Origin of the sequence: Pseudomonas yangonensis, from assembly GCF_009932725.1 — a bacterium.
In the GTDB taxonomy this organism is placed as follows: Bacteria; Pseudomonadota; Gammaproteobacteria; order Pseudomonadales; family Pseudomonadaceae; genus Aquipseudomonas; species Aquipseudomonas yangonensis.
The window spans coordinates 192,923-217,939 of the sequence record NZ_BLJU01000001.1; the positions used below are offsets into that span (position 1 = coordinate 192,923).

Consider the following 25,017-nt stretch of genomic DNA (forward strand, 5'->3'; position numbering starts at 1 on the left):
TGGCGCTCCAGGGCAGATCGGCTCAGACGCCACTTTATGCCAACACCCGCGGCTTGTGGGAGGGCGCTGCGCGCTATCCGTCATACACCTCACCGCAGAATCGCTGAACTCTCTCCCTCACTGCGCATCCACAGATCACGGCCCCAGTTTCGATGGGGCAGTGGTTCGGGGAGCGAGCAATGACTGATAACAACAAGGCGCAGCCGCTGCGCATCACGCTGACGGCCTGGGTGGCTGGCGTTCTGGGTGCGTTACTGGCGCTCGGCGGCGCCTATCTGCTGTGGCTGGGCGGGTCCTGGTACTACCTGCTGGCCGGGCTTGGCCTGCTGCTGGTAGGCGTGCTGATTCATCGAGGCCAGCGTGCTGCCCTTTGGCTGTACGCTCTGGTGCTGCTGGCGAGCCTGGCCTGGACGGTGTACGAGGTGCGCTTCGACTGGTGGCAGATGGCACCGCGTATCGACCTGTGGTGCGTACTCGGTCTCTGGCTGCTGCTGCCATGGATCAACCGGCATATCGCCCCCGGACAGCCCTGGCGCGACGGCGCCAGCGCGGTACTCGGAATCGGCCTGTTGCTGGGCGCGGGCATGGCAGTTTATTCGCTGACGCAGGACTATCATCGTCTGCCCGGTCATTTCGACGAGGCGCGCATGGCGGCCGCTGACGTGGCACCGAACCGCTGGGCCAACGAATGGCGGGCCTATGGTGGCTCCGCGCGCGGCGATCGCTACGCCAGCGCCGAGCAGATCACCCCGGCCAATGTCGGAAAGCTGAAGAAAGCCTGGGAATTTCACACCGGCGACCTGCCCGGCGAGGGCGACCCCGGCGAGATCACCAATCAGGTGACGCCGCTGAAGATCGGCGATAACCTGTTCATCTGCACGCCGCACAGCATCGCCATCGCGGTGGACGCCGATACCGGTGAGGAGCGCTGGCGCTTCGACCCGGCGATCAACCGCCAGGCCGAGTATTACCAGCACATGACCTGCCGCGGCCTGGCCTTTCACGATGCGGCTGCTTACGCCGGCCCGCTGATCGCGGCGCGTGATGACGCGCTGCCGGAACTGCCGCCGCAGGCGCCGCCACGTTGCACCCAGCGCCTGTTCCTGCCCACCAACGATGCCACGCTGTACGCGCTCGACCTGAGTGACGGCAAGCCCTGCGAAGACTTCGGCGAGGGCGGTATGGTCGATCTCAAGGTGGGACTGGGCGACGACGCGCTGGGCGTTTACCTGCCGACCTCGCCACCGGTGGTGACCGAGAAACTGGTCATCGTCGGCGGTTCGATCACCGATAACGGTTCGGTGGATTCGCCTGGAGGTGTCATCCGCGCCTACGACGTACGCAGCGGCGAGCTGGTGTGGAACTTCGACCCTGGCCGTCCCGATGCCACTGAGCCGTTGCCTGCCGGCGAGACCTATGTGCGCAGCACGCCGAACTCCTGGACCATCGCCACGGCGGACGAGGCGCTGGGGCTGGTGTACATCCCCATGGGCAACCAGACGCCCGACCAGTGGGGCGTGCAGCGCAGCCCCGAGGCCGAGCGTTTCACCGCGGCGCTGGTGGCGCTGGATCTGGCTACCGGGCAGGTTCGCTGGGAGTTCCGCACGGTCAACCATGACCTGTGGGATCGCGACCTGCCATCGCAGCCCACCCTCGTGGATGTCGAAGGCCCTGACGGGCCGGTGCCGGCGATCATCCAGGCGACCAAGCGCGGCGACCTGTACGTGCTGGATCGGCGCAGTGGCGAGCCCATTGTGCCGGTCAACCAGCTGCAGGTTCCGCAGGGAACGGTGGAGGGCGACTTCGCCGCACCGACCCAACCGGTCTCGGCGCTGACCTATGCGCCCGAGGAGCCGTTGTACGAGCGCGACATGTGGGGCGGGACACCGTTCGATCAACTGGCGTGCCGCATCCAGTTCCACCGTCTGCGTTACGAGGGCGACTTCACTCCGCCTTCGGAGCAGGGTTCGCTGATCTATCCGGGTAACGTCGGCGTGTTCAACTGGCCCTCGGTGGCGGTCGATCCGCAGCGGCAGATCCTGTTCGGCGCGCCAAACTATCTGGCCTTCGTCTCGCGCCTGGTCAAACGCGAGGGCGGCGAGCAGGCCGGTACCGGTGGCAGCGAGCGCGGCCTGCAGCCCAACCTCGGTGCGCCCTACATGGTCAGCCTGGAACCCTTCCTGTCACCGCTGGGGCTGCCTTGCCAGGCGCCGCCATGGGGCTATGTCACAGCGGTCGACCTGCGCAGCATGGAGAAGGTCTGGCAGCACAAGAACGGTACCAGCCGCGACAGTGCGCCGCTGGGTATTCCCCTGACCGTCGGTGTGCCGAACCTCGGTGGCCCGCTGATCACCGCCAGCGGCCTGAGCTTTCTCAGCGGCACCCTGGACTACTACCTGCGTGCCTACGACATGCGCACCGGCGAGGAGCTGTGGAAGGACAGGTTGCCGGCAGGCGGCCAGGCCACGCCGATTAGCTACGTCTCGGAAAAGACCGGCAAGCAATACGTGGTGGTGATGGCCGGCGGGCACGGCTCGTTCGGCACGCGCATGGGCGACTCGCTGGTCGCCTGGACGCTGGAGGAAGATGAATAAACGGCACGAGGCCCGCGGAGCGGCAATGCTGTTCACTTAAGAAACGGTCGAGCGCGATTAGTCCCCTCGCCCCTCCGGGGAGAGGGTTAGGGCGGGCCGCGTTCGGCGAGGGGGGAAACTGGCAGTTTCGCGGAGTTTTCGGCCCTCTCCCCCAACCCCTCTCCACTAGGCGTGCCCCCAATAAATGGGAGAGGACGAGCCAATGCCTACGACCTTAAGTGAACAGCAGGCCCGCAGAGCGGGCCTTGTTCGCTGTCAGTGATGCTCGCGGGTGGCGCGGAACTTGATCTCCGGCCAGCGCTCTTCCATCAGGCTGAGGTTGACGCGGGTCGGGGCCAGGTAGGTGAGGTGGCCACCGCCGTCGACGGCGAGGTTTTCAAAGGCCTTGTCCTTGAATTCCTTGAGCTTCTTCTCGTCGCTGCACTCGATCCAGCGCGCCGACCAGACGTTGATCGCCTCGTAGGCGCATTCCACCTTGTATTCCTCTTTCAGGCGGCTGGCGACCACGTCGAACTGCAGCACACCGACGGCGCCGAGGACGATGTCGTTGTTGCGTTCGGGGAAGAACACCTGGGTCGCACCTTCCTCGGCCAGCTCCTGCAGGCCCTGGCGCAACTGCTTGGATTTCAGCGGGTCCTTCAGGCGCACACGGCGGAACAGCTCCGGGGCGAAGTGGGGGATACCGGTGAAGCCGAGGTTCTCGCCTTCGGTGAAGGTGTCGCCGATCTGGATGGTGCCGTGGTTGTGCAGGCCGATGATGTCACCGGCGTAGGCTTCTTCCAGGTGCTCACGCTCGCTGGAGAAGAAGGTCAGCGCGTCGCCGACGCGCACGTCCTTGCCCAGACGCGCGTGACGCATCTTCATGCCCTGGGTGTACTTGCCCGAGCAGATGCGCATAAAGGCAATCCTGTCCCTATGCTTCGGGTCCATGTTCGCCTGGATCTTGAATACGAAGCCGGAGAATTTCTCCTCGGTCGGCTCCACGCTGCGCTCGTTGGCGGCGCGTGGCAGTGGGCGCGGCGCCCAGTCGACCACGGCGTCGAGCACGTGGTCGACACCGAAGTTGCCCAGCGCGGTGCCGAAGAACACCGGGGTCATTTCGCCCTTGAGGAAGGCTTCGGGTTCGAACTCGTGGCAGGCGCCCTGTACCAGTTCCAGCTCCTCGACGAAGCGCTCGTACATGTCGCCCAGGTGCGCTCGTGCCTCATCGGAGTCCAGCTTCTGGATGATCTTGGCTTCGGTGCGCTCGTGGCCATGGCCCGGGGTGTAGACGATGATGTAGTCGCCGGTCAGGTGATAGACACCCTTGAAGTCCTTGTAGCAGCCGATCGGCCAGGTGATGGGCGCGGCCTTGATCTTCAGCACCGCCTCGATCTCGTCGAGCAGCTCGATGGGGTCGCGGATATCGCGGTCGAGCTTGTTGATGAAGCTCACGATCGGCGTATCACGCAGACGGCACACATCCATCAGGGCGATGGTACGCGGCTCTACACCCTTACCGCCGTCGAGCACCATCAGCGCGCTGTCCACCGCGGTCAGGGTGCGGTAGGTATCCTCGGAGAAGTCTTCGTGGCCGGGGGTATCGAGCAGGTTGACGATGTGCTCGCGGTAGGGGAACTGCATCACCGAGGTGGTGATGGAAATGCCGCGCTGCTTCTCCATCTCCATCCAGTCGGAGGTGGCGTGGCGGTCGGATTTACGCGACTTCACGGTGCCCGCCACTTCGATGGCCTTGCCCATCAGCAGCAGCTTCTCGGTGATGGTGGTCTTACCGGCGTCCGGGTGGGAAATGATGGCGAAAGTACGGCGCTTGGCGACTTCGGCGGCCTGGGTGGTCATGAATTGCGTGCCTGGATGGAATCGTTGAGGGCACCTTGGCGCCCGGAAAACTGGCGATTATACCGATAACTGCTGCCCGTGGCCGCTAGGGCGCCGGCCGGCTTCCCGGCCTGGTCAGCCACGGGCAGCGGCCGACCTCGTGGCGCCTGACGCAAGGCGTGCAGAGGATAGGTAAATATCAGGTAAAAGAATGGTTATGAAAATTATTCCCATATAGAGTAGCCGCCCGTCGCAGTGGGTCAGGGTAAGGGTGGCTCCGTCGTGTTCAAGAAAATCATCTTCCAGTTGCACTGGTTCTTTGGTATCAGCGCCGGTCTGGTGCTGGCTGTCATGGGCATTACCGGTGCCCTATACAGCTTCGAGGGTGAAATAACCCGGGCGCTCAACGCCGAGCGCTGGCAGATCCAGCCAAGCGAACAGGGCCACCTCGCACCTGCTGAGCTGGTGGCGCGAATCGAGGCGGCCAGCGCTGATCGTGTTACCGGTTTGTGGCTCGATGGCCGGCATGACGGGCCGGGCATGGCCTTCCTTGCACCACCGCCTGGTGCTCGGCGCGGTCCGCGCGTCGCATTCGATCCCTACACCGGGGAGGTACTGGCCGCGCCGCTTGGTCAGGACTTTTTCCATCTGATGCTGATGCTGCACCGCTTTCTGTCCATGGGCGAGGTTGGCAAGCAGATCACGGCTGCCAGCACCCTGGCGCTGATCTTCTTCTGCCTGTCCGGGCTCTACCTGCGTTGGCCACGCAAGGCGCTGAACTGGCGTACGTGGCTAACCCTGGACTGGAAGCGCAAAGGCCGCAGCTTCAACTGGGATCTGCATGCCGTCGCCGGTACCTGGGTGCTGCTGTTCTATCTTTGTGCAGGGCTCACGGGCTTGTATTGGTCCTATGACTGGTACCGCGAAGGGCTGACCCGCATGCTTTCCGATACGCCACCGGAAAAGCGCGGTGAGGGCCGTGCTCGCGCGGGCAGTGAGAGGCTCGACGCTGGCGCTCCCGAGGTCGATTACGACGCCGTATGGCGGAGCATCCAGCAAGCCGCCGGCCCCAAACTGGTGGCCTGGAACCTACGTCTGCCTCCTGAGGCGGGGCAGCCTGCGACCGTCTTCTACATGCTCGACGACGCAGCTCACGTGCGTGCGTTCAACCAGTTCCAGATCGATCCGAAAAGCGGCGCCATCAGCCGCCATGAACGCTACACCGACAAGAGCTTCAAGGCGCAGCTGCTGGCCAGCGTCTATGCCCTGCATGTCGGCGAGTATTTCGGCATGCCGGGGCGCATCCTGATGATGCTGGCCACGGCGGCCATGCCACTGTTCTTCATCACCGGCTGGCTGCTGTATCTGGATCGCCGACGCAAGAAGCGTGCGGCTCTGGCTGCGCGCGGTACGTTGAAAACGGATGACTCGGGCGAAGGCTGGCTGGTCGGCTTCGCCAGCCAGAGCGGTTTTGCCGAACAGTTGGCCTGGCAGAGCGCCGGGCAACTGCAGGCCGCGGGTATCCCGGTGCGGGTCGAGCCGCTGTCGCGCCTCGATGCCGACAGCCTGCGGCAGGCGCGCAAGGCGCTGTTCGTGGTCAGCACCTTCGGTGACGGCGAAGCGCCGGACGCCGCCCAGGGCTTCGAGCGCAAGGTGCTCGGCGGTTCGCTGCCGCTCGGGCAGCTCAGCTATGCCGTGCTGGCGCTGGGCGACCGGCAGTATCAGCACTTCTGCGGTTTCGCCCGACGTATCAACGACTGGCTGGGGCTGCAAGGCGCGCATCGTCTGTTCGACAGCGTCGAAGTCGATGGCGCCGACCAGGCCGCGTTGCAGCGCTGGCAGCAGCAACTGAGTGATCTGACCGGCGCCGCGCCGATTCGCTTCGAGCAGGCGCCGTGGCAGAGCTGGACGCTGGCCGAACGACGCCTGCTCAACCCCGGCAGTCAGGGCGCGCCGGTGTTCTTCCTCGGCCTGACGCCGCCTGCGCACAGTACCTGGCAGGCCGGTGACATCCTGGAGATCCGTCCACGTCATGCGCCGGCTGCGGTGCAGACCTGGCTGCAGCATTCGGGCTTCGATGGCCTGGAGCAGGTGGTGCTCGATGGCCAGGCGAGCAGCCTAGGCGAAGCGCTGGCCGAGCGTCAGTTGCCGGAAAGCCTTGCGCATCTGGTCGGGTTGCATGCTCAGGCCGTGGTCGACGCGTTGGTGCCGCTGGGTTCGCGTGAGTACTCCATCGCCTCGGTGGCGGCCGATGGTGTGCTGCACCTGATCGTCCGCCAGGCGTTGCAGGCCGACGGCCGCCTCGGCCTGGGTTCGGGCTGGCTGACCGAACACCTGCCCGCCGGCGGGCAATTGCTGGCGCGAGTGCGGCGCAACAGCGGTTTCCATCTGCCGGACGACGACCGCCCGCTGATCCTGATCGGCAACGGCACCGGTCTGGCCGGGCTGCGCTCGCTGTTGCGCGCGCGGGCACTGGCGGGGCAGGGACGCAACTGGCTGCTGTTCGGCGAGCGCAACCGCGTCTGCGACTTCTTCTGTGGCGATGAGTTGCAGGCGGCGCTGGCTGCCGGCGAGCTGCAGCATCTGGATCTGGCGTTCTCCCGCGATCAGGCCGACAAGCGCTACGTGCAGGATCTGCTGCGCGCGCAGCACCAGCGTCTGCATGCCTGGCTGGGGGAAGGTGCGGCGATCTACGTCTGTGGCAGCCTGCAAGGCATGGCCGGCGGCGTGGATTCGGCATTGCGCGAGCTGCTCGGCGACGAGGTGGTGGACGATCTGATCGAGCAAGGGCGCTATCGCCGCGACGTGTATTGAACCGGGCAGGCTGCGCCGTGTGGGCCAAAGTTGCCGAAGTTATTTTTATATATGAGAATCATTCGCCTTTATCACCTGAGTAGCCCCCATGACTGCCAGCCTGGCTCGCATCCTGATCGTTGAGGACGATCGCACCCTGGCCGCCCAGCTCGGCGAGCTGCTGCGCGGTCAGGGGTATGCCACCAGCGCCTGCCATCTGGGCGAGGCGGGCCTGGAGACGGCGCTGCGCGAGGCGCCGGATCTGCTGTTGCTCGACGTGATGCTGCCGGACGTCAACGGCTTTTCCGTGCTGCGCCGCCTGCGCGAGCAGCAGCAGACGCCGGTGATCATGCTCACTGCCTGCGGCGCCGAGGAGGAACGCATTCGCGGCCTACGCCACGGTGCCGATGATTATCTGCCCAAACCCTTCAACATCACCGAGCTGCAGCTGCGCATCGACGCCGTGCTGCGCCGTACGCGCCCGCAGGAGACTGCGCGCGGCGGCCAGCCGCAGCAGTTGCAGGTCGACGAACTGCACCTGGACCGCCACGCCCAGCTGGCGCGGGTCGCAGGCTGCGACCTGGCGCTGACGCCGCTGCAGTTCCGTCTGCTCTGGTTGCTGATCAGCCACCGTGGCGAGGCGCTGAGCAAACCCTACCTCTACCGCATGGCGCTGGAGCGCGAGTACAGCCAGTACGACCGCAGCCTGGACATGCACGTCAGCCGCATCCGTCGCCGCCTGGCCGAGGCCGGTCTTGGCGCCGACCGCTTGCAGACCCTGCACGGCCGCGGTTACGCCTTCACATGAACCGGCGCCTGTTCTGGAAACTGTGCCTGGTCATCGGCCTGGGCAGCGTGCTGCTGTTCTGGATCATCGCCCGCGTCGCCTGGCAGACCGAGGAGCGCATGAGCTTCATCGATGCCGAGCACCAGCGCACCTTGCGCCACTACGGCGAGCAGGCCGAGGCGATGTACCGTGCCGGTGATCATGAAGCGCTGGCGCGCTGGCTGACCACTCTGCAGCAGCAGGAGCAGACCTGGGCAGCGGTGGTCGAGGCCGAAGTGCGGCCGCTGGCCGGCAGCGTGCTGAATGAGCGCTTCTACGAGGGCTTCGGTCTGGGCCGCGACGTCAGCTGGAAGATCCACCTGTACTTCCAGGAAAACCCCATCATGGACCTGCCGTTCGCCGACGGCCGGACCCACTTTCTGATCATCCTGCCGCAGCGCATGCGCCCGGGACTGAACTGGCATTACGCCAAGCTGCTGCTGCAACTGGTGGTGCCGCTGGTGCTGATGCTGATCGTCTGCCTGGTGCTCTACCGCCACCTGATGCAGCCGCTCGGTCGTCTGGAGCAGGCCACCCGGCAGTTCAGCGATGGCCGCCTGGACGTGCGCGTGCGCTCGCTGCTGGGTTCGCGTAATGACGAGCTGGCGCGTCTGGCCGAAACCTTCGACGCCATGGCCGCGCGCACCGGGCAACTGATCATCGACCAGCGTCAGCGCCTGGCGGACATGTCCCACGAGCTGCGCACGCCGCTGACGCGCATCGAGATGGCGGTTAGCCTGGCCGAGCAGGACGGCGGCCAGCGCCAGCTGCTCGAACGCATCCGCGATGACTGCGCCGGCATGCGCCGCCTGGTCGAGGACGCCCTGACCCTGAGCTGGCTGGAGAACGAACGCCCGGAGCTGCGTGACGAGAATCTGGACCTGTCCGAGCTGCTCGACAGCATCCTCGACGATGCGCGCTTCGAGTATCCGGACCGGCAGATTCTCTGCCAGATGCCCGACAGTGCGCCGCTGCACGGCAGCAGCAGTCGGGCGCTGGGCCAGGCCGTCGAGAACGTGGTGCGCAATGCACTGGACCACACTCCGGCGGGTGGCCAGGTGCAGGTCAGCCTGAGCGAGGAGGGCGATGCCTGGCTGCTGCAGGTGGCCGACCAGGGGCCGGGTGTCGCCGAGCAATGGCTGGAGCGCATCTTCCAGCCGTTCTTCCGTGGCGGCAGCGAGCGTGCCGGTTTCGGTCTCGGCCTGGCCCTGGCGCAGCGCCAGGTCAGCGCCACCGGCGGCAGCATTCGCGCGAGCAATCGCGCCGGTGGCGGTTTGCTCATGGAGATTCGCCTGCCACGCACGGCGATGTAACAGTTGTAAAAGTGATTCCCTGCCCGAGGGGTTGTGATGAGAATTCGCAAATGCGAAATATTCACATCTTTCCTGGGGAGGATCGATCATGCCGCACTGCCCTTATCGCCTGAGTCTGCTCGGCGCCATTACCTTCGGTAGTCTGCTCGCCACGCAGGCGCACGGCGCCGATGCCGCGCTGGAACTGCAGGCGCAGGAGATCACCGCGGCAGCCATCGACCGCAACGAGAGCGTCGAGGCCGAGCAGCTGCAGCGCTACCAGGCCAGCGACCTGCAGGAAGTGTTCGAATCCAACCCCGAGGTATCCGTGGGCGGCGGCCCCGGCGTGGCGCAGAAACTCTACCTGCGCGGTCTGGAAGACACCCTGCTGAACATCAGCATCGACGGCGCCAGCCAGCCAGGGCAGACCTTCCACCACACCGGCCGCATCGGCATCGAGCCGGAACTGCTCAAGCGCGCCGAGGTACAGGCCGGTACCGGTGACGCCACGGCCGGGCCGGGCGCGCTGGGCGGCGCGGTTCGCTTCGTCACCAAGGACCCGGACGACCTGCTGCGCGAAGGCGAGCAGCTCGGTGCGCTGCTCAAGACCGGCTATTTCAGCAATGGCGAAGGTTACAAGAGCAGTGCCAGCGTGTTCGGCCGCTTCAATCAGAACTGGTCGGCGCTGGCCATGACTACTTACCAGGACCAGAACGATTACGAGGACGGTCACAACGACGACGTGCTCGGTACCGCAGCGCGGCAGAAGCTCGGCTTCGCCAAGCTGGTGGGCAAGCTCAGCGACGAGCAGACGCTGCGCCTGAGCTACGAGAAGCGCATCGACGAAGGTGAGCGCAGCCAGCGCCCGCAATGGATCCCGAGCAGCTTCAATCGTCTGTATCCGCTGAGCACCGAACGCGAGACCTGGACCCTCAACTACGCCTGGCAGCCGGTGAACAACGACCTGCTGGATGTCGAGCTGACCACCTACCACACCACCAACGAACTGGAGCAGGACGGCCGCTTCGGTCTGTACTTCGGCGATACCCGCAGCACCGGTTTCGACCTGCGCAACACCAGCCGCATCGGCGCGCATCAGCTGACCTATGGCGTGGACTTGCGCGATGACCGTGCCACCCTCGGCCCGGCCGGCAATCGCCAGCTGGACCATGAGGACGGCGAAGTGCTCGGTCTCTATCTGCAGGACCGCTACCAGATCACCTCGCGCCTACAGCTTGACGCCGGCCTGCGCTACGACCGCTACAAGCTCGATGACCGCGACAAGCAGACCTTCACCGAGGACGGCATCAGCCCCAACCTGGGCCTGCGCTACCAGCTGACCCCTGAGCTGGCGGTCTTCGCCGGCCAGGCGCGGGCGCTGCGCGGGCCGCAGGTGCGCGATGCGTTCAAGATGGACAGCTCCGGCAATGACCCGGATCTGAAGGCGGAAAAGGCGCGCACCGACGAGATCGGCTTCGACTACCGCAACGGCGGCTGGGAGCTGAACGGCAAGGCCTATATCACCCGCATCGAGGACGCCATCGCCGATCCCATCGGCCGGCCCAACCTGTACCTGAACGTCGGTGACCTGAAGAGCAAGGGTGTGCTGCTCAGCACTGCCTACCACTGGCAGCAGCTCAGTCTGGGCCTGAGCTACCACCGCAACGACGCGCGCCTGGATGGCGAGCGCCTCAACGTCTACGAATACAACGGCCTGGGCACCAGCCTCGGCGACACCTGGACCACCTTCGCCGACTACCGTGCCAGCGACAGCCTCAGCCTCGGCTGGCAGGGCCGCTTCGTACGCGGCATCGACACCCTGCACACCGGCGTCGGCGATGTCTCCAAGCCGGGCTACGGCGTGCATGACCTGTATGCCGAATGGCAGGCCATGCCCGAGCGCCTGACCCTGACCCTGACGCTGAAGAACCTGCTGGACAAGCAATACCTGGATCACGCCAGCAACGAGGACTTCGAGCACATTCCAGGCTACGAAGGCGTTCGCGGCTCCTACGAGCCGGGGCGTGAGCTGCGTCTGGGCGTGGCGCTGCGTATCTGATGAGCCGGGCAATCGTTGGGGTATTGCTGGGGTTGGCGCTGCTGGCCCCGGTACAGGCGCAGGTGCTGACCGATCTGGCCGGGCGCCAGGTTTCCGTGCCCGAGAAGGTCCAGCGCATCGTGCTGGGCGAGGGCCGACTGCTGCCGGTGCTGGCCATTCTCGAAGGCGAACAGTTGCTGGATCGTCTGGTGGGCATGCCGGCCGATCTGGCGCTGGTCGATCCCGGCAGTGCGCGGCAATACCAGCAGGCCTTTGCCGCGCTGGCCAGGGTGCCGCGCATCGGCCAGGGCGCGGCCGACAGCTTCAGTCTGGAACAGGTGCTGACCTTGCGCCCGGACCTGGCCATCTTCAGCCTCTCCGGACATGGCCCGGACAGCACCCAGGGCCGGCTGATCGAGCAGTTGCAGCGCGCCGGAGTGGCGGTGCTGTTCGTCGATTTCCGCGAGCAGCCATTGGTCAATACGCCGCGCAGCATGACCCTGCTCGGCCAGGCCCTGGGCCGTGAGGCACGTGCCGATGCCTTCAACGCGGCGCATGCCGAGGCGCTGGCCGCGGTGCGTGAACGCTTGCCGCAAGGCGCCGCGCCCAAGGTGTTTCTGCACAGCCGCGCCGGCCTTGGCGACGGCTGCTGTGAAAGCATGGCACGCGGTATGTTCGCCGATCTGCTGGCCGAGGCCGGCGGCGACAATGTCGCGCGCGAGCGGCTGCCCGGACATGCCGGAACTATCAGTCTGGAGCTGCTGCTTAGCCAGCCGCCCGAGCTGTATATCGCCAGCGCTGTGGGATCGGCCGACAGCCTGGCCGAGGGTGCGCCCTACATCGCCCTGGGGCCGGGCGTGGCGGCGGATGCGGCGCAGGCCTCGCTCAGGCGCCTGCTCGGGCGTGGCGGCCTGCAGCATCTGGACGCCGTGCGCGAGGGCAGGGCACATGCCATCTGGCATGGCTTCTACAACAGCCCGTTCAACGTGGTGGCGGTGCAGGTATTCGCCAAGTGGTTGCACCCCGAAGCCTTCGCCGACCTCGATCCGCAGCGCACCCTGGAGCGTTTCTACCTTGAGTTCCAGCCGGTGAAGCTGGACGGTCAATACTGGATCAGCCTGTGAGCGCGCAGCAGGTGTTGCGCCTCGGTTATCGGCGTGCCGTGCTGCGGCGCTGGGCATGCCTGGGCGTGCTGGCGGTGTTGCTGCTGGCCTGTTTCATCGCCGATCTGGCCACCGGCCCGGCTGGCCTGAGTTGGTGGGACGTGGCGCGCGGCCTGTTGCAGCCACAGCATCTGGATGCCGCGCAGGCGGTGATCATCCTGGAGATTCGTGTGCCCTATGCGCTGATGGCGCTGGTGGTTGGCGCCAGCCTGGGTCTGGCTGGTGCGGAGATGCAGACGGCGCTCAACAACCCCCTGGCCAGCCCCTTTACCTTGGGCGTCGGCGCGGCAGCGACCCTCGGCGCGGCGCTGGTAATCCTGCTGCGGCCCAATCTGGCCGGGCTTGGCGCCGATCTGCTGCTGCCACTGGCGGCATTCGTCTGCGCCTTCATCTCCTGCCTGCTGCTGCTTCTGGTAGCGCGGGTGCTGGGCGAGGCGCTGCACACTTTGGTGCTGTTCGGCATCGCCCTGCTGTTCGGGCTCAATGCGCTGGTCGGGCTGCTGCAGTTTCTCGCCGATGCCGATGCGCTGCAGCAAATCGTGTTCTGGACACTGGGCAGTCTGGCGCGTGCCGACCTGCAGCGGGTGGCGCTGGTGGCTGCGGTGCTTGCCCTGTGCCTGACCCTGGCTATGCGCCAGGCCTGGGCCATGACCAGCCTGCGCGGTGGCGAGGAGCAGGCGCGCAGCCTGGGCATTCGTGTCGGTCGCCTGCGCACCTTCGTGCTGCTGCGGGTCAGCCTGCTAACCGGCGTGGCCACGGCCTTCGTCGGCGAGGTCGGCTTCATCGGCCTGGTCGGGCCGCACGTGGCGCGCCTGCTGCTGGGCGAGGATCACCGTTTCTACCTGCCCGGCAGTGCCCTGGCTGGTGCCTTGCTGCTGTCGCTGGCCTCGCTGGCCAGCCGCGCGCTGCTGCCCGGGGTGATCCTGCCGGTGGGGCTGGTCACTGCCGTGGTCGGCGTACCGCTGTTTATCGGCCTGATCCTGGCGCGGGGGCGCAGCCTATGAGCCTGCTGATCGAAGGGCTGGGACTGAGCTATGGCGCGCGCAGCATCCTGCAGGAGCTGACCCTGCCTGCCGTGGAGGCCGGCAGCCTGGTCGGCGTGCTCGGGCCCAATGGCGTTGGCAAATCCTCGCTGCTGCGTGCGATTGCCGGCTTGCAGGTTTGTCAGGGAAGGGCGCGGTTGGGGAAAGCGACCTTGAGCGGTATGCCACCCTGGCGCCAGCAGGCGAAGGTGGCGTACCTGCCACAACAACTGCCACAGGCGGTGTCGCTGCTGGCCTACGAAAGCCTGCTGGCGGCGGCGCGTGCGCGTTGTCCGCAGCTTGCATCGCGTGAGCTGACGGCGCGGGTTGAAGCCATCCTGCAGCGCCTGGGTATCGAGCGCCTGGCTTTGCAGCGCATGGATCGCCTGTCGGGCGGGCAGCGGCAATTGCTTGGCCTGGCGCAGGCGCTGGTCGGTGAGCCGCAGCTGCTGCTACTCGACGAGCCCACCAGCGCGCTCGATCTGCACTGGCAGCTGCGCGTGCTCGACTGCGTCGCCGAACGTTGCCGTAACGAGCAGGCGATCGCCCTGGTGGCCTGCCATGACCTCAATCTGGCGCTGCGTTTCTGTACTCATCTACTGCTGCTGGCGCCGGGAGGGGCTTACCGCTTCGGCGCTGCGGATCAGGTGCTCGACACTGCCTGGTTGCGCCGTGCCTACGGCATCGAGGCGCGTATCGAGCATTGCTCTCTCGGTCAGGCACTGGTGTTGGCCGACCGTCCTCTGCTCACGCAATCATTCAATCATGCCGAACGGCCGTAGTTCGTTCACCGCGCCCTGGCGCTGCGCCTGCCAGGGCGCTCGTGCAGGCACTTTTTGCACAGCAGCGAGGCGCGCTGGAAAGAGCACGAATGTCTGCTGCAACGGCACTGAAACACAGCTGCGCCAAACTGGCTGAAAGCCCCGCCTGTTCAGCATTTCAGAACGTTTTGTGTGATATCCGGAACGAGATGAAATTAGGCAGAATTTCCGGTTGATCTGCGTGGCGCATGGTCTTAAAGTCCGCGCCCGAACGTCCATGCTGGAAACGATCCATCCGGCTCAAGTACTGACGACGAGAGGTTGCCGGCCGGCTGATGGTCGGTACCGGTGATGCTCGGCGACATGCCTTGGGAAGTAGGCGAACCAAAGTGGGGAAACTGTCAGACGTTCAGGCTCGCGCATGGCGCGGCCAGCCCCGACACGTAGTGGAACCTGCAAGCGGTTCTGCTGCCCGAATCAATGTGTTCCCGGTTTTGCCATTGGAGTCCCAGCATGTCGATCAAGGTCGAAGACTACTACGCACCCGCCACTTTCCAGCGCATGAAGGCATTCGCTGATCAGCACGAAACCCCCTTCGTGGTGATCGACCGGCAGATCATTGCCGATGCTTACGACCAGCTGGGCAACTGCTTCCCGTTCGCCAAGGTCTACTACGCGGTCAAGGCCAACCCGGCCATCGAGATCATCGAGCTGCTGCGCGACAAGGGTTCGAGCTTCGACATCGCCTCGATCTACGAGCTGGACAAAGTCATGAGCGCCGGCGTCGGCCCCGAGCGCATCAGCTACGGCAACACCATCAAGAAGGCGCGGGACATTCGCTACTTCTATGAAAAGGGCGTGCGCCTGTTCGCCACCGACTCCGAAGCCGATCTGCGCAATATCGCCAAGGCTGCTCCGGGCTCCAAGGTTTACGTGCGCATCCTCACCGAAGGCTCGACCAGCGCCGACTGGCCGCTGTCGCGCAAGTTCGGTTGCCAGCCGGACATGGCCCTGGATCTGCTGATCCTGGCCAAGCAACTGGGCCTGGTGCCTTATGGCATCTCCTTCCACGTCGGCAGTCAGCAGCGCGATATCGACGTGTGGGACGCCGCCATCGCCAAGGTCAAGGTGATCTTCGAGCGCCTGCGCGAGGAGGACGGCATCACCCTGCAGATGATCAACATGGGCGGCGGCTTCCCGGCCAACTACATCCAGCGCACCAACGACCTGGAAACCTATGCCGAGGAAATCACCCGCTTCCTCAAGGAAGACTTCGGTGACGAACTGCCGGAAATCATCCTCGAGCCGGGCCGCTCGCTGATCGCTAATGCCGGCGTGCTGGTATCGGAAGTGGTGCTGGTGGCGCGCAAGTCGCGCACCGCCGTGGAGCGCTGGGTGTATGCCGACGTCGGCAAGTTCAGCGGCCTGATCGAAACCATGGACGAGTCGATCAAGTTCCCCATCTGGACCGAGAAGAAGGGCGAGATGGAAGAGGTGGTGATCGCCGGTCCGACCTGCGACAGCGCTGACATCATGTACGAGCACTACAAGTACGGCCTGCCACTGAACCTGGCCAGCGGCGACCGCCTGTACTGGCTGTCCACCGGCGCCTACACCACCAGTTACAGCGCGGTGGAGTTCAACGGCTTCCCGCCGCTGAAGTCCTACTACCTGTAAGGCCCCACGCAAACTGAATGCGCCCACCCTGTGTGGGCGTTTTCATTTATGCCGCCGTGGCTGTTGTTTGTTGTGCAAGCTATTTAGAATCATTATCACCTTACACCTGTGGAGAGGGCGCATGCTGCTGATCATCCCTGACGTGCTCGACGCCGAGCAGTTGCGTCAGTACCGTGCCGCGCTCGAAGCGGCAAACTGGCAGGACGGGCGAATCAGTGCCGGGCATCAGGCGATACAGGCCAAGAGCAATCAGCAACTGGCGCAGGACGATCCACTGGTGACCCAGCTCGGCGACTTTCTGCTCGACTGTCTTAGCCGCCATCCGCGGTTCATGGCTGCCGCGCTGCCGCTCAAGGTGGTGCCGCCGCGTTTCAACCGGTATGTCGGCGGCGGCCAATACGGCGATCACATCGACAATGCCATCTTCAGCGTACCGGGCACTGCGCATCGTATTCGCGCGGACCTCTCGGCCACCCTGTTCTTCAGTGAACCGCACGAATACGACGGCGGTGAACTGGTGATGCAGGACCGGCGCATCAAACTGCCGGCCGGGCACATGGTGCTTTATTCCAGTGGCTGCCTGCATCGCGTCGAACCGGTGACGCGGGGTGTCCGTCTGGCCTCGTTCTTCTGGGTGCAGAGCCTGGTGCGTCAGGATGATCAGCGCACCGTTCTGCTGGAGCTCGATGACAGCATCCAGGCGCTGCGTCAGCAGGTACCGGACAGCGCCGAACTGCTGCGGCTGACCGGCATCTACCACAACCTGCTGCGGCAGTGGTCGCAGACCTGAACGCATCTGGAGAGCCCCGCATGAGCCTGCCCCCGCTGGCACAGATACCTGCCGACATTGCTTGCGTGGCCGACTACAGCGTCCATGCTCGCGAGCGCCTCGGCGAGCAGGCCTGGGCTTATCTGGCCGGAGGCGCAGCCGATGAGCTGACCCTGCAGGACAACCGCCAGGCCTTCGACCGCTTGCGCCTGCGCAGCCGGGTCCTGCAGGACCTGCAGGGTGGACACACGCGCCTGCGGCTGTTCGGCGATGACTTTGCTCACCCGATCTTCGTCGCGCCGGTGGCCTACCAGCAGCTCGCTCACCCGGACGGCGAACTGGCATGCGTGCTGGGCGCCGGTGCCATGGGAGCCGGCATGCTGGTCAGCACCCAGGCCAGCGTCGAACTGGAGGCCATCGCTGCACAGGCGCAGGCGCCGCTTTGGTTTCAGCTGTATATCCAGGCCGATCGCGACTTCACCGTAACGCTGATCCGTCGGGCCGAGGCGGCCGGCTACCGCGCTCTGGTGGTCACCGTGGATGCGCCGGTGAGCGGCATTCGCAACCGCGAGCAGCGCGCAGGTTTCGTTCTGCCGCCCGGTATCGAGGCGGTCAATTTACGGGGCATGCGCCCGCAGCCCGGTGGCGCTCCGCCTGGCGACAGTCTGCTGCTCGGCGGTCCGTTGCTGGCGGCGGCGCCAACCTGGCGCGACCTGGCCTGGCTGCGAGAGCAGACCCGCCTGCCGATTCTGCTCAAGGGGATTCTGGGCGCCGCTGATGCCGAGCAGGCGCTGGCAGCCGGCGTCGACGGGCTGATCGTCTCCAATCATGGCGGACGTACCCTCGACAGCCTGCCGGCGACCATCGATGCACTGCCGGAGGTGGCGGCAGTGGTGCAGGGCCGCATTCCTCTGCTGCTCGACGGCGGCGTGCGGCGTGGCACCGATGTCCTCAAGGCGCTGGCGCTGGGTGCCAATGCCGTGCTGGTGGGCCGGCCCTGTGTCTTCGCCCTGGCCACGGCCGGTGCTCTGGGGGTGGCGCATGTGCTGCAGATTCTGCGCGCCGAGCTGGAAGTCGCCATGGCACTGACTGGCTGCAAGGACCTCGCCAGTATCGGCCCTCAGCTGATCTTCACCCCGTCCCGTCTCTGAGCGGGCACCTGCGCAGAGCCTATTCGGCAGGGGGTTGGTACCTCTGCGTGGATGGCGCGGCGGCGCGAAAAGCTGGCTGCGCGACGCGCACGAGCAATCGCTAAATAAGAATGCATTCAAGAGTGCTTCTTATTTGACTTTGAATTATTTACAAATAATATACGTTCGCTTTTAGCTGCTGGCCTCGTGCAGGTCTGCCGGCTGGGCGTCGGCGCGCGGATTCGTAAGGGAGTTGGTGCGCGATCGAATATAAATAATTATCAATAATCAAGAGTACGTATTCTCGATGAGTGCCAAGAACAATCTGCATGCTCTGCCTGCCAAGCGCCTGCTTGCCACCGCCGTCGGCCTGGCCATCGCCACGCTGACCCTGCCGGCCCTGGCCGACAATTCGGTCAAGCTCGACAGTGTCACCGTCAAGGGGGAACGTGACGGGGATTACAAGACCGAGTCGGCGTCCTCGGTCAAATACACCGCGCCGCTGCTGGACACCCCGCAGACCGTGACCGTGGTACCGCAGAAGGTAATCGCCGAGCAGCAGGCGCTGAGCCTGCGCCAGGTGCTGTCGAACGTCTCCGGTATCACCTTTACCGCCGGGGAGGGCGGCGGTGGTTCCGGTGACAGCATCAACATCCGTGGCTTCAGCGCCAACGCCAACATGCAGATCGACGGCCTGCGTGACAGCGCGCAAACCAACCGTACCGACACCTTCAACATCGAGTCCGTTGAGGTCATCAAGGGGCCGAACTCGGTGTTCGGCGGCAGCGGCACTACGGGCGGCAGCATCAATCAGGTGACCAAGGCGCCGGTGCAGCGCGACTTCACCCGCATCGGCGCCGGCCTGGGCACCGACAACTATCATCGACTGACGCTGGACAGTAACCAGACCCTCGACGACATCGGTACCGACAGCGCCTTTCGCCTGAACCTGATGGCCCACGAAAACGACGTACCGGGTCGTGACGAAATCGACCGCAAGCGCTGGGGTATCGCGCCATCGCTGGCTCTGGGGCTGAGCGAAGACACCCGCCTGACCTTCAGCTACTTCCATCAGACCGACGACATCCTGCCGGACTATGGTGTACCGGCGCGCGATGGCAAGAAGATCGCCGGCGTTGATCGCGAGGCTTACTTCGGCTGGAAGAACCTGGACAAGGACGACATCCGGACCGACTCCTTCACCGTCAAGCTGGAGCACAGCTTCAACGACAGCCTGAGCCTGCAAAACCTCACCCGCTACAGTCAGATCGACCGCAATACGGTGGTTTCCGCCTCCCACGTCAACATCACCGGTGTGCCGGCTGGCAATTACCTGCCTGCCGGGCCGCAGGCCTATGGGCGTGACGTGAACAGCGAGATGCTGATCAACCAGACCAACCTGCGCGCCGACTTCGAAACCTTCGGCCTGCTGCACAGCCTGGCCACTGGTGTGGAAATCTCCCGGGAGAATTACGACCTGCTGGTCTACAACCACGGCCTGGGCGGTTATCCAGCCGACGGCTACCCGCTGGGTAATCCGCCGGGCTACTGGAACGGAGCGGCGAACAAGACCCTGACAGCCGACACCTCGACCCGTCTCGACAATCAGGCCGTGTACGTTTTTGACACCATCGCCCTGAGTCCGGACTGGGACCTGAGCCTGGGGCTGCGCTACGACTGGGTGGAGGGTGACTACAAGAGCACCGCACTGCCGGCCGGTACCCTGACCAAGCTGGACACACGCGATGAGGAACTCAGCGGGCGCGTTGGGCTGGTCTACAAACCCGCTGACAATGGCCGGATCTACGTGGCCTACGGTACCTCCTTCAACCCCTCGGCCGAGAACCTGGTGACGACTGGCGGTGGCGTTTCGGCCGCGACGGCCGATCTGGCGCCGGAGAAGAACAAGACCTGGGAGCTGGGGACCAAGTGGGAGCTGCTCGACCGTCGCCTGGAGCTGGATGCGGCGATCTTCCGTGTGGAAAAGACCAACGCCCGTGAAACCATGCTTGACGGCAGTACCCAGCTTGCCGGCGAGCAGCGCGTTGACGGTATCGAACTGGGTATGACCGGTCACATAACCGAGCGCTGGGATGTATTCGCCAACTACACGGTGCTCAGCAGCGAAACGCTCAAGGCATCCGACACCGCTGCCGGTATCGCGCGCGAAGGTCAGGCCCTGGCCAATACTCCGCCACGTTCGTTCAACCTGTGGACCTCCTATCAACTGCCGGCCGGCTGGAGTCTCGGCTATGGTGCGCGCTATGTCAGCGAACGCAACGTCAGCTCCAGTGGCGGCGCCAAGCTCGACGCCTACTGGCTGCACAACGCCATGGTCGGCTACCAGGTCAGCGACAATCTCGATCTGCAGCTGAACCTCAACAACCTGTTCGATGAGGACTACGTCGAGCGCGTGCGCCAGACGCCCGGTGCCGACAACCGGTCTTCGGCTATCGAATACGGCGATGGTCGCTCGGCCATCCTCTCTGCGACCTACAGCTTCTGAGCAATCACCGCTTGATTCCGTAGTCCGCAATGCAGAACGCCAGCCCTGGGGCTGGCGTTTTGCATGGGGCGGCGTGAGTCAGAATTCGATCACGGCCGACAGCCAGAGACGGCGACCTTCTTCGATCGTACCGTCGGTGGAGCGGAAGGTCTGAATGTAGTCCGACGCCCAACCCGTTGTGCCCGTGTTGGTCGTGTAGTAGCGACCTTTGGTGAAGTCCTTGTCGAACAGGTTGTAGATCGTGGCGTTCAGGGTGACGTTTTCCGAGGCCTTGAACGAACCGCCCAGGTGGAAAACTTCGTAGGCCTTGAGATCGCCGACCTGATCCTCGACAGCTTTATCGGCTGCCGACAGGTTGGCATAGCGATCGGTAAAGCGCGCACGTTCGCCACGGTATTCGCCTTTGAACCACAGGGTCAGGCGGTCAGTGGTGTTCCAGCTCAAACGCGCATGGGCCATGTGTTTGGGCGTGTTGGTCAGCGGGGCGCCCTTGTTCGCGCCGCTCTGTTGCTCGCTGTCGGTATAGGTGTAGTTGGCCGAGATGGCCCAGGCAGGGGCGAATTCCCAGCGCCCCGCCAGTTCCAGACCCTGCGTGAGCGCCTCGCCGATGTTGGTGTTCTGGGCAAAGTTCGGTTGAGTAAAACCTGCGCCATAGCTGACGCAGCCCGGCTGATTGGGATTGCCTGCGGCAAAACAGTTGGCCAGCGGCGTGCCGGTATCGATCTTGTCCTTGAACTTGTTATGGAACAGCGTGGCGTTGGCGTTGAAGCCGTTGAAACTGTCGTAGTAGACGCCGAATTCGGTATTGGTCGTGATTTCGGGTTTCAGGTTGGGGCTGCCGATGGTAATGACGTCACCCTGATTGGTCACACCGTTGATGCCGTCATGCAACTGATTGAGCGTCGGGGTTTTGTAGCCGCGACTGACGCCACCCTTGAGGGTCCAGTTTTCCGTGGTGTTCCAGACGAGGTATGCACGTGGGCTGACGTGGCCGCCAAACGCCTCATGATCTTCATAACGTGCACCCAGCGTCAGGGCCAGATCGTCGCGCATGCGCCACTCGTTCTCGGCGAATACGGCCCATGACTTCTGTTTGAATTCTTCGGTTGCCAGGCCGTCTTCGACCTTGGAGTCGGCATATTGGGCGCCGACAGTGGTGATATGGGTTGCGCCAATCGGGGCGACCAGTTTGGTATCCAGAATCAGGTCCGTCGATTTGAGCTTGCGGTCATCCCCGGCGATGATCGACGGGAACCCGACGTAGGCATTGCCGATGACGCTCCCGGGGATGGTCCGACCGATTGTCTCGGTGGTCTTGTGGGTCAGGCTGCTGTCCACGGTGCCGAAGCCGAGCCGAGCCGTATGGCTCAGTGCGAACTGATCCCGCTCGAAGCGAAGTTCGTCCTTGTAACCGGACGCTCGGCTGGAAGGGGCGCCGCAGCCTGCGCTGTCAGAGCCGCTGGCACGTCCATCGAGATTGCCCAACTGACACTCGTCGTTGTTGTAGACCTGGCGACCACGTTCGAAATCGAGCGAGAAATCGTGATCTTCGTTGGGCGTGAGGGTCAGACGTGCGCCGAGGTTATTGTTGCGGCCTTCCACCGGAGAGGCGCCGCGCCTGCTGACCGTGGAGCCATTGGCAAACTGCAGGTCCGAGGCCTCGCGATCGTAGAGGCTGCCGCGCATCGACAAGCCAAGCAGATCCTGAATCAGCGGGCCGCTGGTGTAGAAACTGGTATTGGAAGTTTCGCCGTAGTCGCGATGTTCCTGGAATGTGTGGTCCAGAGTGACCGATGCACCCCATTCCTTAGCGACTTTTTTGGTAATGATGTTGACGACACCACCCATGGCATCAGAGCCGTAGAGCGTCGACATCGGGCCGCGGATCACCTCGATTCTCTCGATGGCCGATAGCGGTGGGATGAAGCTGGTTGCGGTTTCGTTGAAGCCGTTGGGGGTCACGTCCCCTGCATTGTTCTGCCGGCGACCATCGATAAGGATCAGGGTGTATTCACTGGGCAGACCACGGATGCTGATGTTCAGGCCACCCGTTTTGCCGGTACCTTGACGTACATCGACGCCTTCCACGTCCTCCAGAGCCTGGGCCAGGTTACTGTAACGCTTCTGCTGCAACTCCTCGCGGCTGATCACGCTGATGCTGGCGGGGGCTTCGGTGATCTTCTGCTCGAAGCCGGAAGCACTGACAACCACGTCGCCCAGGGCGATGGGCTCGTTAGCCTGGGCGCCAAAGCTTGCGGCCAGCGCAATGGCGCTGGCCAGGGCGGTACGGGAATTGAGGGCGGACATCGATCTACTCCTGGCGTTATGAGGGTGCAGTCGGAACGGTTAAGAACGGCCGGGATGATAGTGATTTGCATATAAGGTTCAATTGCGGGTGATGTCGATGACTATTGAGTTGGGCTGAGAGGGCCGCTGTGGCTGGGCTGCAGGCAGGTGTAAATTTTGTAAATGCGATCTGTTCTTGAATGCACCGACACGCTTTACGCGTGCATCCCGGGCGCTCTAAGCTGCCGACATGAACCGTATTCTTCTCAATTGCGACATGGGCGAAGGCTTCGGCGCCTGGCGCATGGGCGACGACCAACTGGCCATGCCACTGATCGACCAGGCCAACCTGGCCTGTGGCTTCCATGCCGGTGATCCGCTGATCATGGCGCGCAGTGTCGTGCTCGCGGTGCAGCACGGCGTGAGCATCGGCGCGCATCCGTCCTATCCGGATCTGCAGGGCTTTGGCAGGCGTCACATGCAGTGTTCGCCGGAAGAAGTACGCGCCTTGGTGCTGTATCAGATCGGGGCTCTGGATGCCTTTTGCCGCGCGGCTGGCTGCCAGTTGGCCTACGTCAAGCCACATGGCGCGCTGTACAACGATCTGGTGCGTGACGATGCGCTACTGGCGGCGGTGCTCGATGCCTGCTCCAGCTACCGCAAGGGCCTGCCGCTGATGGTGTTGGCGCTGGCCGACAACGGTCGGGAGCTGCGCCTGGCCGATGAGGCCGACGTGCCGCTGATGTTCGAAGCTTTTGCCGACCGAGCCTACCTCTCCGATGGCCAGCTGGCACCGCGCCGGCTTGGTGGCGCGGTGCACCACGATCCCGAGCGCATCCTGACGCAGGCGCTGGCGATCGCCAATGGCGAAGCCTTTGCCGATATCGACGGCAAGCCGCTACGCCTGCGGGCCGACAGTCTGTGCGTGCACGGTGACAACCCGGAGTCGTTGGCGGTGCTGCGCCGTTTGCGCGCCCGCCTGGACGCGCTCTGAGGCGTTAGCGGGTCGTCAGCGCCGGGTCAGATGGCCGCGCGGCAGGTCACCCGGGCAGGCGCGGCGGCGTCATGGCACCCGAGTCGAAAATCCGCGAGCTGCTGGTGCGCGGCGAGTTCCTGATGCTGTCGCCGGCTTGGCGACCGGAGCCTGTCGGGTGCGATGGGTAACCGGCCAAGGTGCGCTACGCCATCGAGGCCCTCAAGGGGCATCCGGGCAGCGCATGATGATGAACGGCCAAGCAGGCTGAGCCCAGGCCCTGCTGTTGAGATGGCGCTCAGATGTGCATTGGCAAGCCGTAAACTTCATATCTTCAGCCTTGTCTGGCCTGGCTCCGGCTCGCGAACCTTTGAACAGGTTCCTAGCTGTGCGAGGATGGTCGGCAACCAGTCTCTCCGTCAGAAAGGACCCGTGATCCGCACCAATGAAGACGCCCAAACGTATTGAACCCCTGGTCGAGGACGGCCTGGTGGACGAGGTGCTGCGACCGCTGATGAGCGGCAAGGAGGCAGCCGTGTATGTGGTGCGGTGTGGCGACGAGTTGCGCTGCGCCAAGGTCTACAAGGAAGCCAACAAGCGCAGCTTCCGCCAGGCATCGGAGTATCAGGAAGGACGAAAAGTACGGGGCAGCCGCCAGGCGCGGGCCATGGCCAAGGGCAGCAAGTACGGGCGCAAGGAACAGGAGCAGGCCTGGCAGAACGCCGAAGTCGCTGCGCTGTTCCGCCTGGCCAATGCCGGCGTGCGAGTGCCCAAACCCTACGACTTTCTCGATGGCGTGCTGCTGATGGAGCTGGTCGGCGACGGCGAGGGCGATGTAGCGCCACGGCTCAATGACGTCGACCTGCATCCGGACGACGCCCGCGAGTTCCACGCCTTCATGATCCAGGAAATCGTCAAGATGCTCTGCGCCGGCCTGGTGCACGGCGACTTGTCGGAATTCAACGTGCTGCTCGGCCCCGAAGGTCCGGTGATCATCGACCTGCCGCAGGCGGTGGACGCGGCGGCGAACAACCATGCCTTCAGCATGCTCGAACGCGACGTGCGCAACATGGCCGAGTACTTCGGCCAGTTCGCCCCCGAGCTGAAGTACACCAAGTACGCCAAGGAAATGTGGGCGCTCTATGAGGCCGGCAAGCTGCAGCCCGATTCTCAGTTGACCGGTGAGTTCGCCGAGCCTGAGGACGCTGCCGATATCGACGCGGTGATGCGCGAGATCAAGGCCGCGCTGGCCGAAGAGGCGAAAAAACAGGCGCTACGCAACGCCGAAGATGAGCCCAAGGACGCCGAACCGATACCGCCCTGGATGCGTTGAGCTGCGGTTATCGGGGGCTGCGCCTTGCCGTAGCCC

Annotated in this window: 16 protein-coding genes; 14 read left to right on the forward strand and 2 right to left on the reverse strand. The window is 64.5% G+C overall.

The genetic code is table 11. The annotated features are described in order from the left end of the window. Positions 1-179: 179 nt before the first annotated feature. Positions 180-2,594 carry a membrane-bound PQQ-dependent dehydrogenase, glucose/quinate/shikimate family gene (locus GYB81_RS00870; RefSeq protein WP_161864883.1) on the forward strand — a complete coding sequence of 805 codons (2,415 nt, stop codon included), beginning with the start codon at positions 180-182 and terminating at the stop codon, positions 2,592-2,594. A gap of 255 nt (positions 2,595-2,849) precedes the next feature. On the opposite strand, the gene GYB81_RS00875 is transcribed toward GYB81_RS00870, so the two are convergent. Beyond that, the gene (locus GYB81_RS00875; RefSeq protein ID WP_161864884.1) at positions 2,850-4,433 is read right to left on the reverse strand and encodes a peptide chain release factor 3; all 1,584 of its coding nucleotides are present in this window, start codon (positions 4,431-4,433) and stop codon (positions 2,850-2,852) included. Positions 4,434-4,694: 261 nt separating this feature from the next. On the opposite strand from GYB81_RS00875, the gene GYB81_RS00880 reads away from it, so the two are divergent. The 11 genes from GYB81_RS00880 (at position 4,695) to GYB81_RS00930 (ending at position 20,389) form a co-directional block, all read left to right on the forward strand. Further along, the gene (locus GYB81_RS00880; protein WP_161864885.1) at positions 4,695-7,226 is read left to right on the forward strand and encodes a PepSY domain-containing protein; all 2,532 of its coding nucleotides are present in this window, start codon (positions 4,695-4,697) and stop codon (positions 7,224-7,226) included. An 88-nt stretch (positions 7,227-7,314) separates the two neighbouring features. Then, positions 7,315-8,013 carry a response regulator transcription factor gene (locus tag GYB81_RS00885; RefSeq protein ID WP_161864886.1) on the forward strand — a complete coding sequence of 233 codons (699 nt, stop codon included), beginning with the start codon at positions 7,315-7,317 and terminating at the stop codon, positions 8,011-8,013. Then, the gene (locus tag GYB81_RS00890; protein ID WP_161864887.1) at positions 8,010-9,344 is read left to right on the forward strand and encodes a sensor histidine kinase; all 1,335 of its coding nucleotides are present in this window, start codon (positions 8,010-8,012) and stop codon (positions 9,342-9,344) included. Before GYB81_RS00885 ends, GYB81_RS00890 begins: the two co-directional genes overlap by 4 nt. Before the next feature lie 88 nt (positions 9,345-9,432). Further along, complete coding sequence (locus tag GYB81_RS00895) at positions 9,433-11,382, forward strand: TonB-dependent receptor domain-containing protein (protein WP_161864888.1); 1,950 nt, start codon at positions 9,433-9,435, stop codon at positions 11,380-11,382. Next, the gene (locus tag GYB81_RS00900) at positions 11,382-12,485 is read left to right on the forward strand and encodes an ABC transporter substrate-binding protein (protein WP_161864889.1); all 1,104 of its coding nucleotides are present in this window, start codon (positions 11,382-11,384) and stop codon (positions 12,483-12,485) included. Before GYB81_RS00895 ends, GYB81_RS00900 begins: the two co-directional genes overlap by 1 nt. Beyond that, a complete protein-coding gene (locus tag GYB81_RS00905) occupies positions 12,482-13,528 on the forward strand; it encodes a FecCD family ABC transporter permease (protein ID WP_233787458.1) in 1,047 nt (348 codons plus the stop codon). The genes GYB81_RS00900 and GYB81_RS00905 overlap by 4 nt, the downstream gene beginning before the upstream one ends. Further along, on the forward strand, positions 13,525-14,328 hold the full coding sequence (locus GYB81_RS00910) for an ABC transporter ATP-binding protein (RefSeq protein ID WP_161864890.1): 804 nt from the start codon (positions 13,525-13,527) through the stop codon (positions 14,326-14,328). The genes GYB81_RS00905 and GYB81_RS00910 overlap by 4 nt, the downstream gene beginning before the upstream one ends. 492 nt (positions 14,329-14,820) lie before the next feature. Beyond that, entirely contained in the window at positions 14,821-15,984 is a 1,164-nt protein-coding gene (locus GYB81_RS00915; RefSeq protein ID WP_161864891.1) for a type III PLP-dependent enzyme, read from the forward strand. A gap of 121 nt (positions 15,985-16,105) precedes the next feature. Further along, on the forward strand, positions 16,106-16,774 hold the full coding sequence (locus GYB81_RS00920) for a Fe2+-dependent dioxygenase (RefSeq protein WP_161864892.1): 669 nt from the start codon (positions 16,106-16,108) through the stop codon (positions 16,772-16,774). Between the two features lie 20 nt (positions 16,775-16,794). Beyond that, positions 16,795-17,904, forward strand: coding sequence for an alpha-hydroxy acid oxidase (locus tag GYB81_RS00925; protein ID WP_161864893.1), 1,110 nt, complete (start codon positions 16,795-16,797; stop codon positions 17,902-17,904). Between the two features lie 286 nt (positions 17,905-18,190). Then, the gene (locus tag GYB81_RS00930; protein WP_161864894.1) at positions 18,191-20,389 is read left to right on the forward strand and encodes a TonB-dependent receptor; all 2,199 of its coding nucleotides are present in this window, start codon (positions 18,191-18,193) and stop codon (positions 20,387-20,389) included. A 78-nt stretch (positions 20,390-20,467) separates the two neighbouring features. Here GYB81_RS00930 and GYB81_RS00935 read toward each other — a convergent pair whose 3' ends face one another. After that, positions 20,468-22,696 (reverse strand): TonB-dependent receptor domain-containing protein, encoded by a 2,229-nt coding sequence (locus tag GYB81_RS00935; protein WP_161864895.1) that lies wholly within the window; start codon positions 22,694-22,696, stop codon positions 20,468-20,470. 229 nt (positions 22,697-22,925) lie between these two features. Between GYB81_RS00935 and GYB81_RS00940 the strand changes: the two genes are divergently transcribed. Both GYB81_RS00940 and GYB81_RS00945 read left to right on the forward strand, forming a co-directional pair. Continuing rightward, entirely contained in the window at positions 22,926-23,669 is a 744-nt protein-coding gene (locus GYB81_RS00940; protein ID WP_161864896.1) for a 5-oxoprolinase subunit PxpA, read from the forward strand. 424 nt (positions 23,670-24,093) lie between these two features. Next, a complete protein-coding gene (locus GYB81_RS00945; RefSeq protein WP_161864897.1) occupies positions 24,094-24,981 on the forward strand; it encodes a PA4780 family RIO1-like protein kinase in 888 nt (295 codons plus the stop codon). The last annotated feature ends 36 nt before the right edge of the window (positions 24,982-25,017 follow it).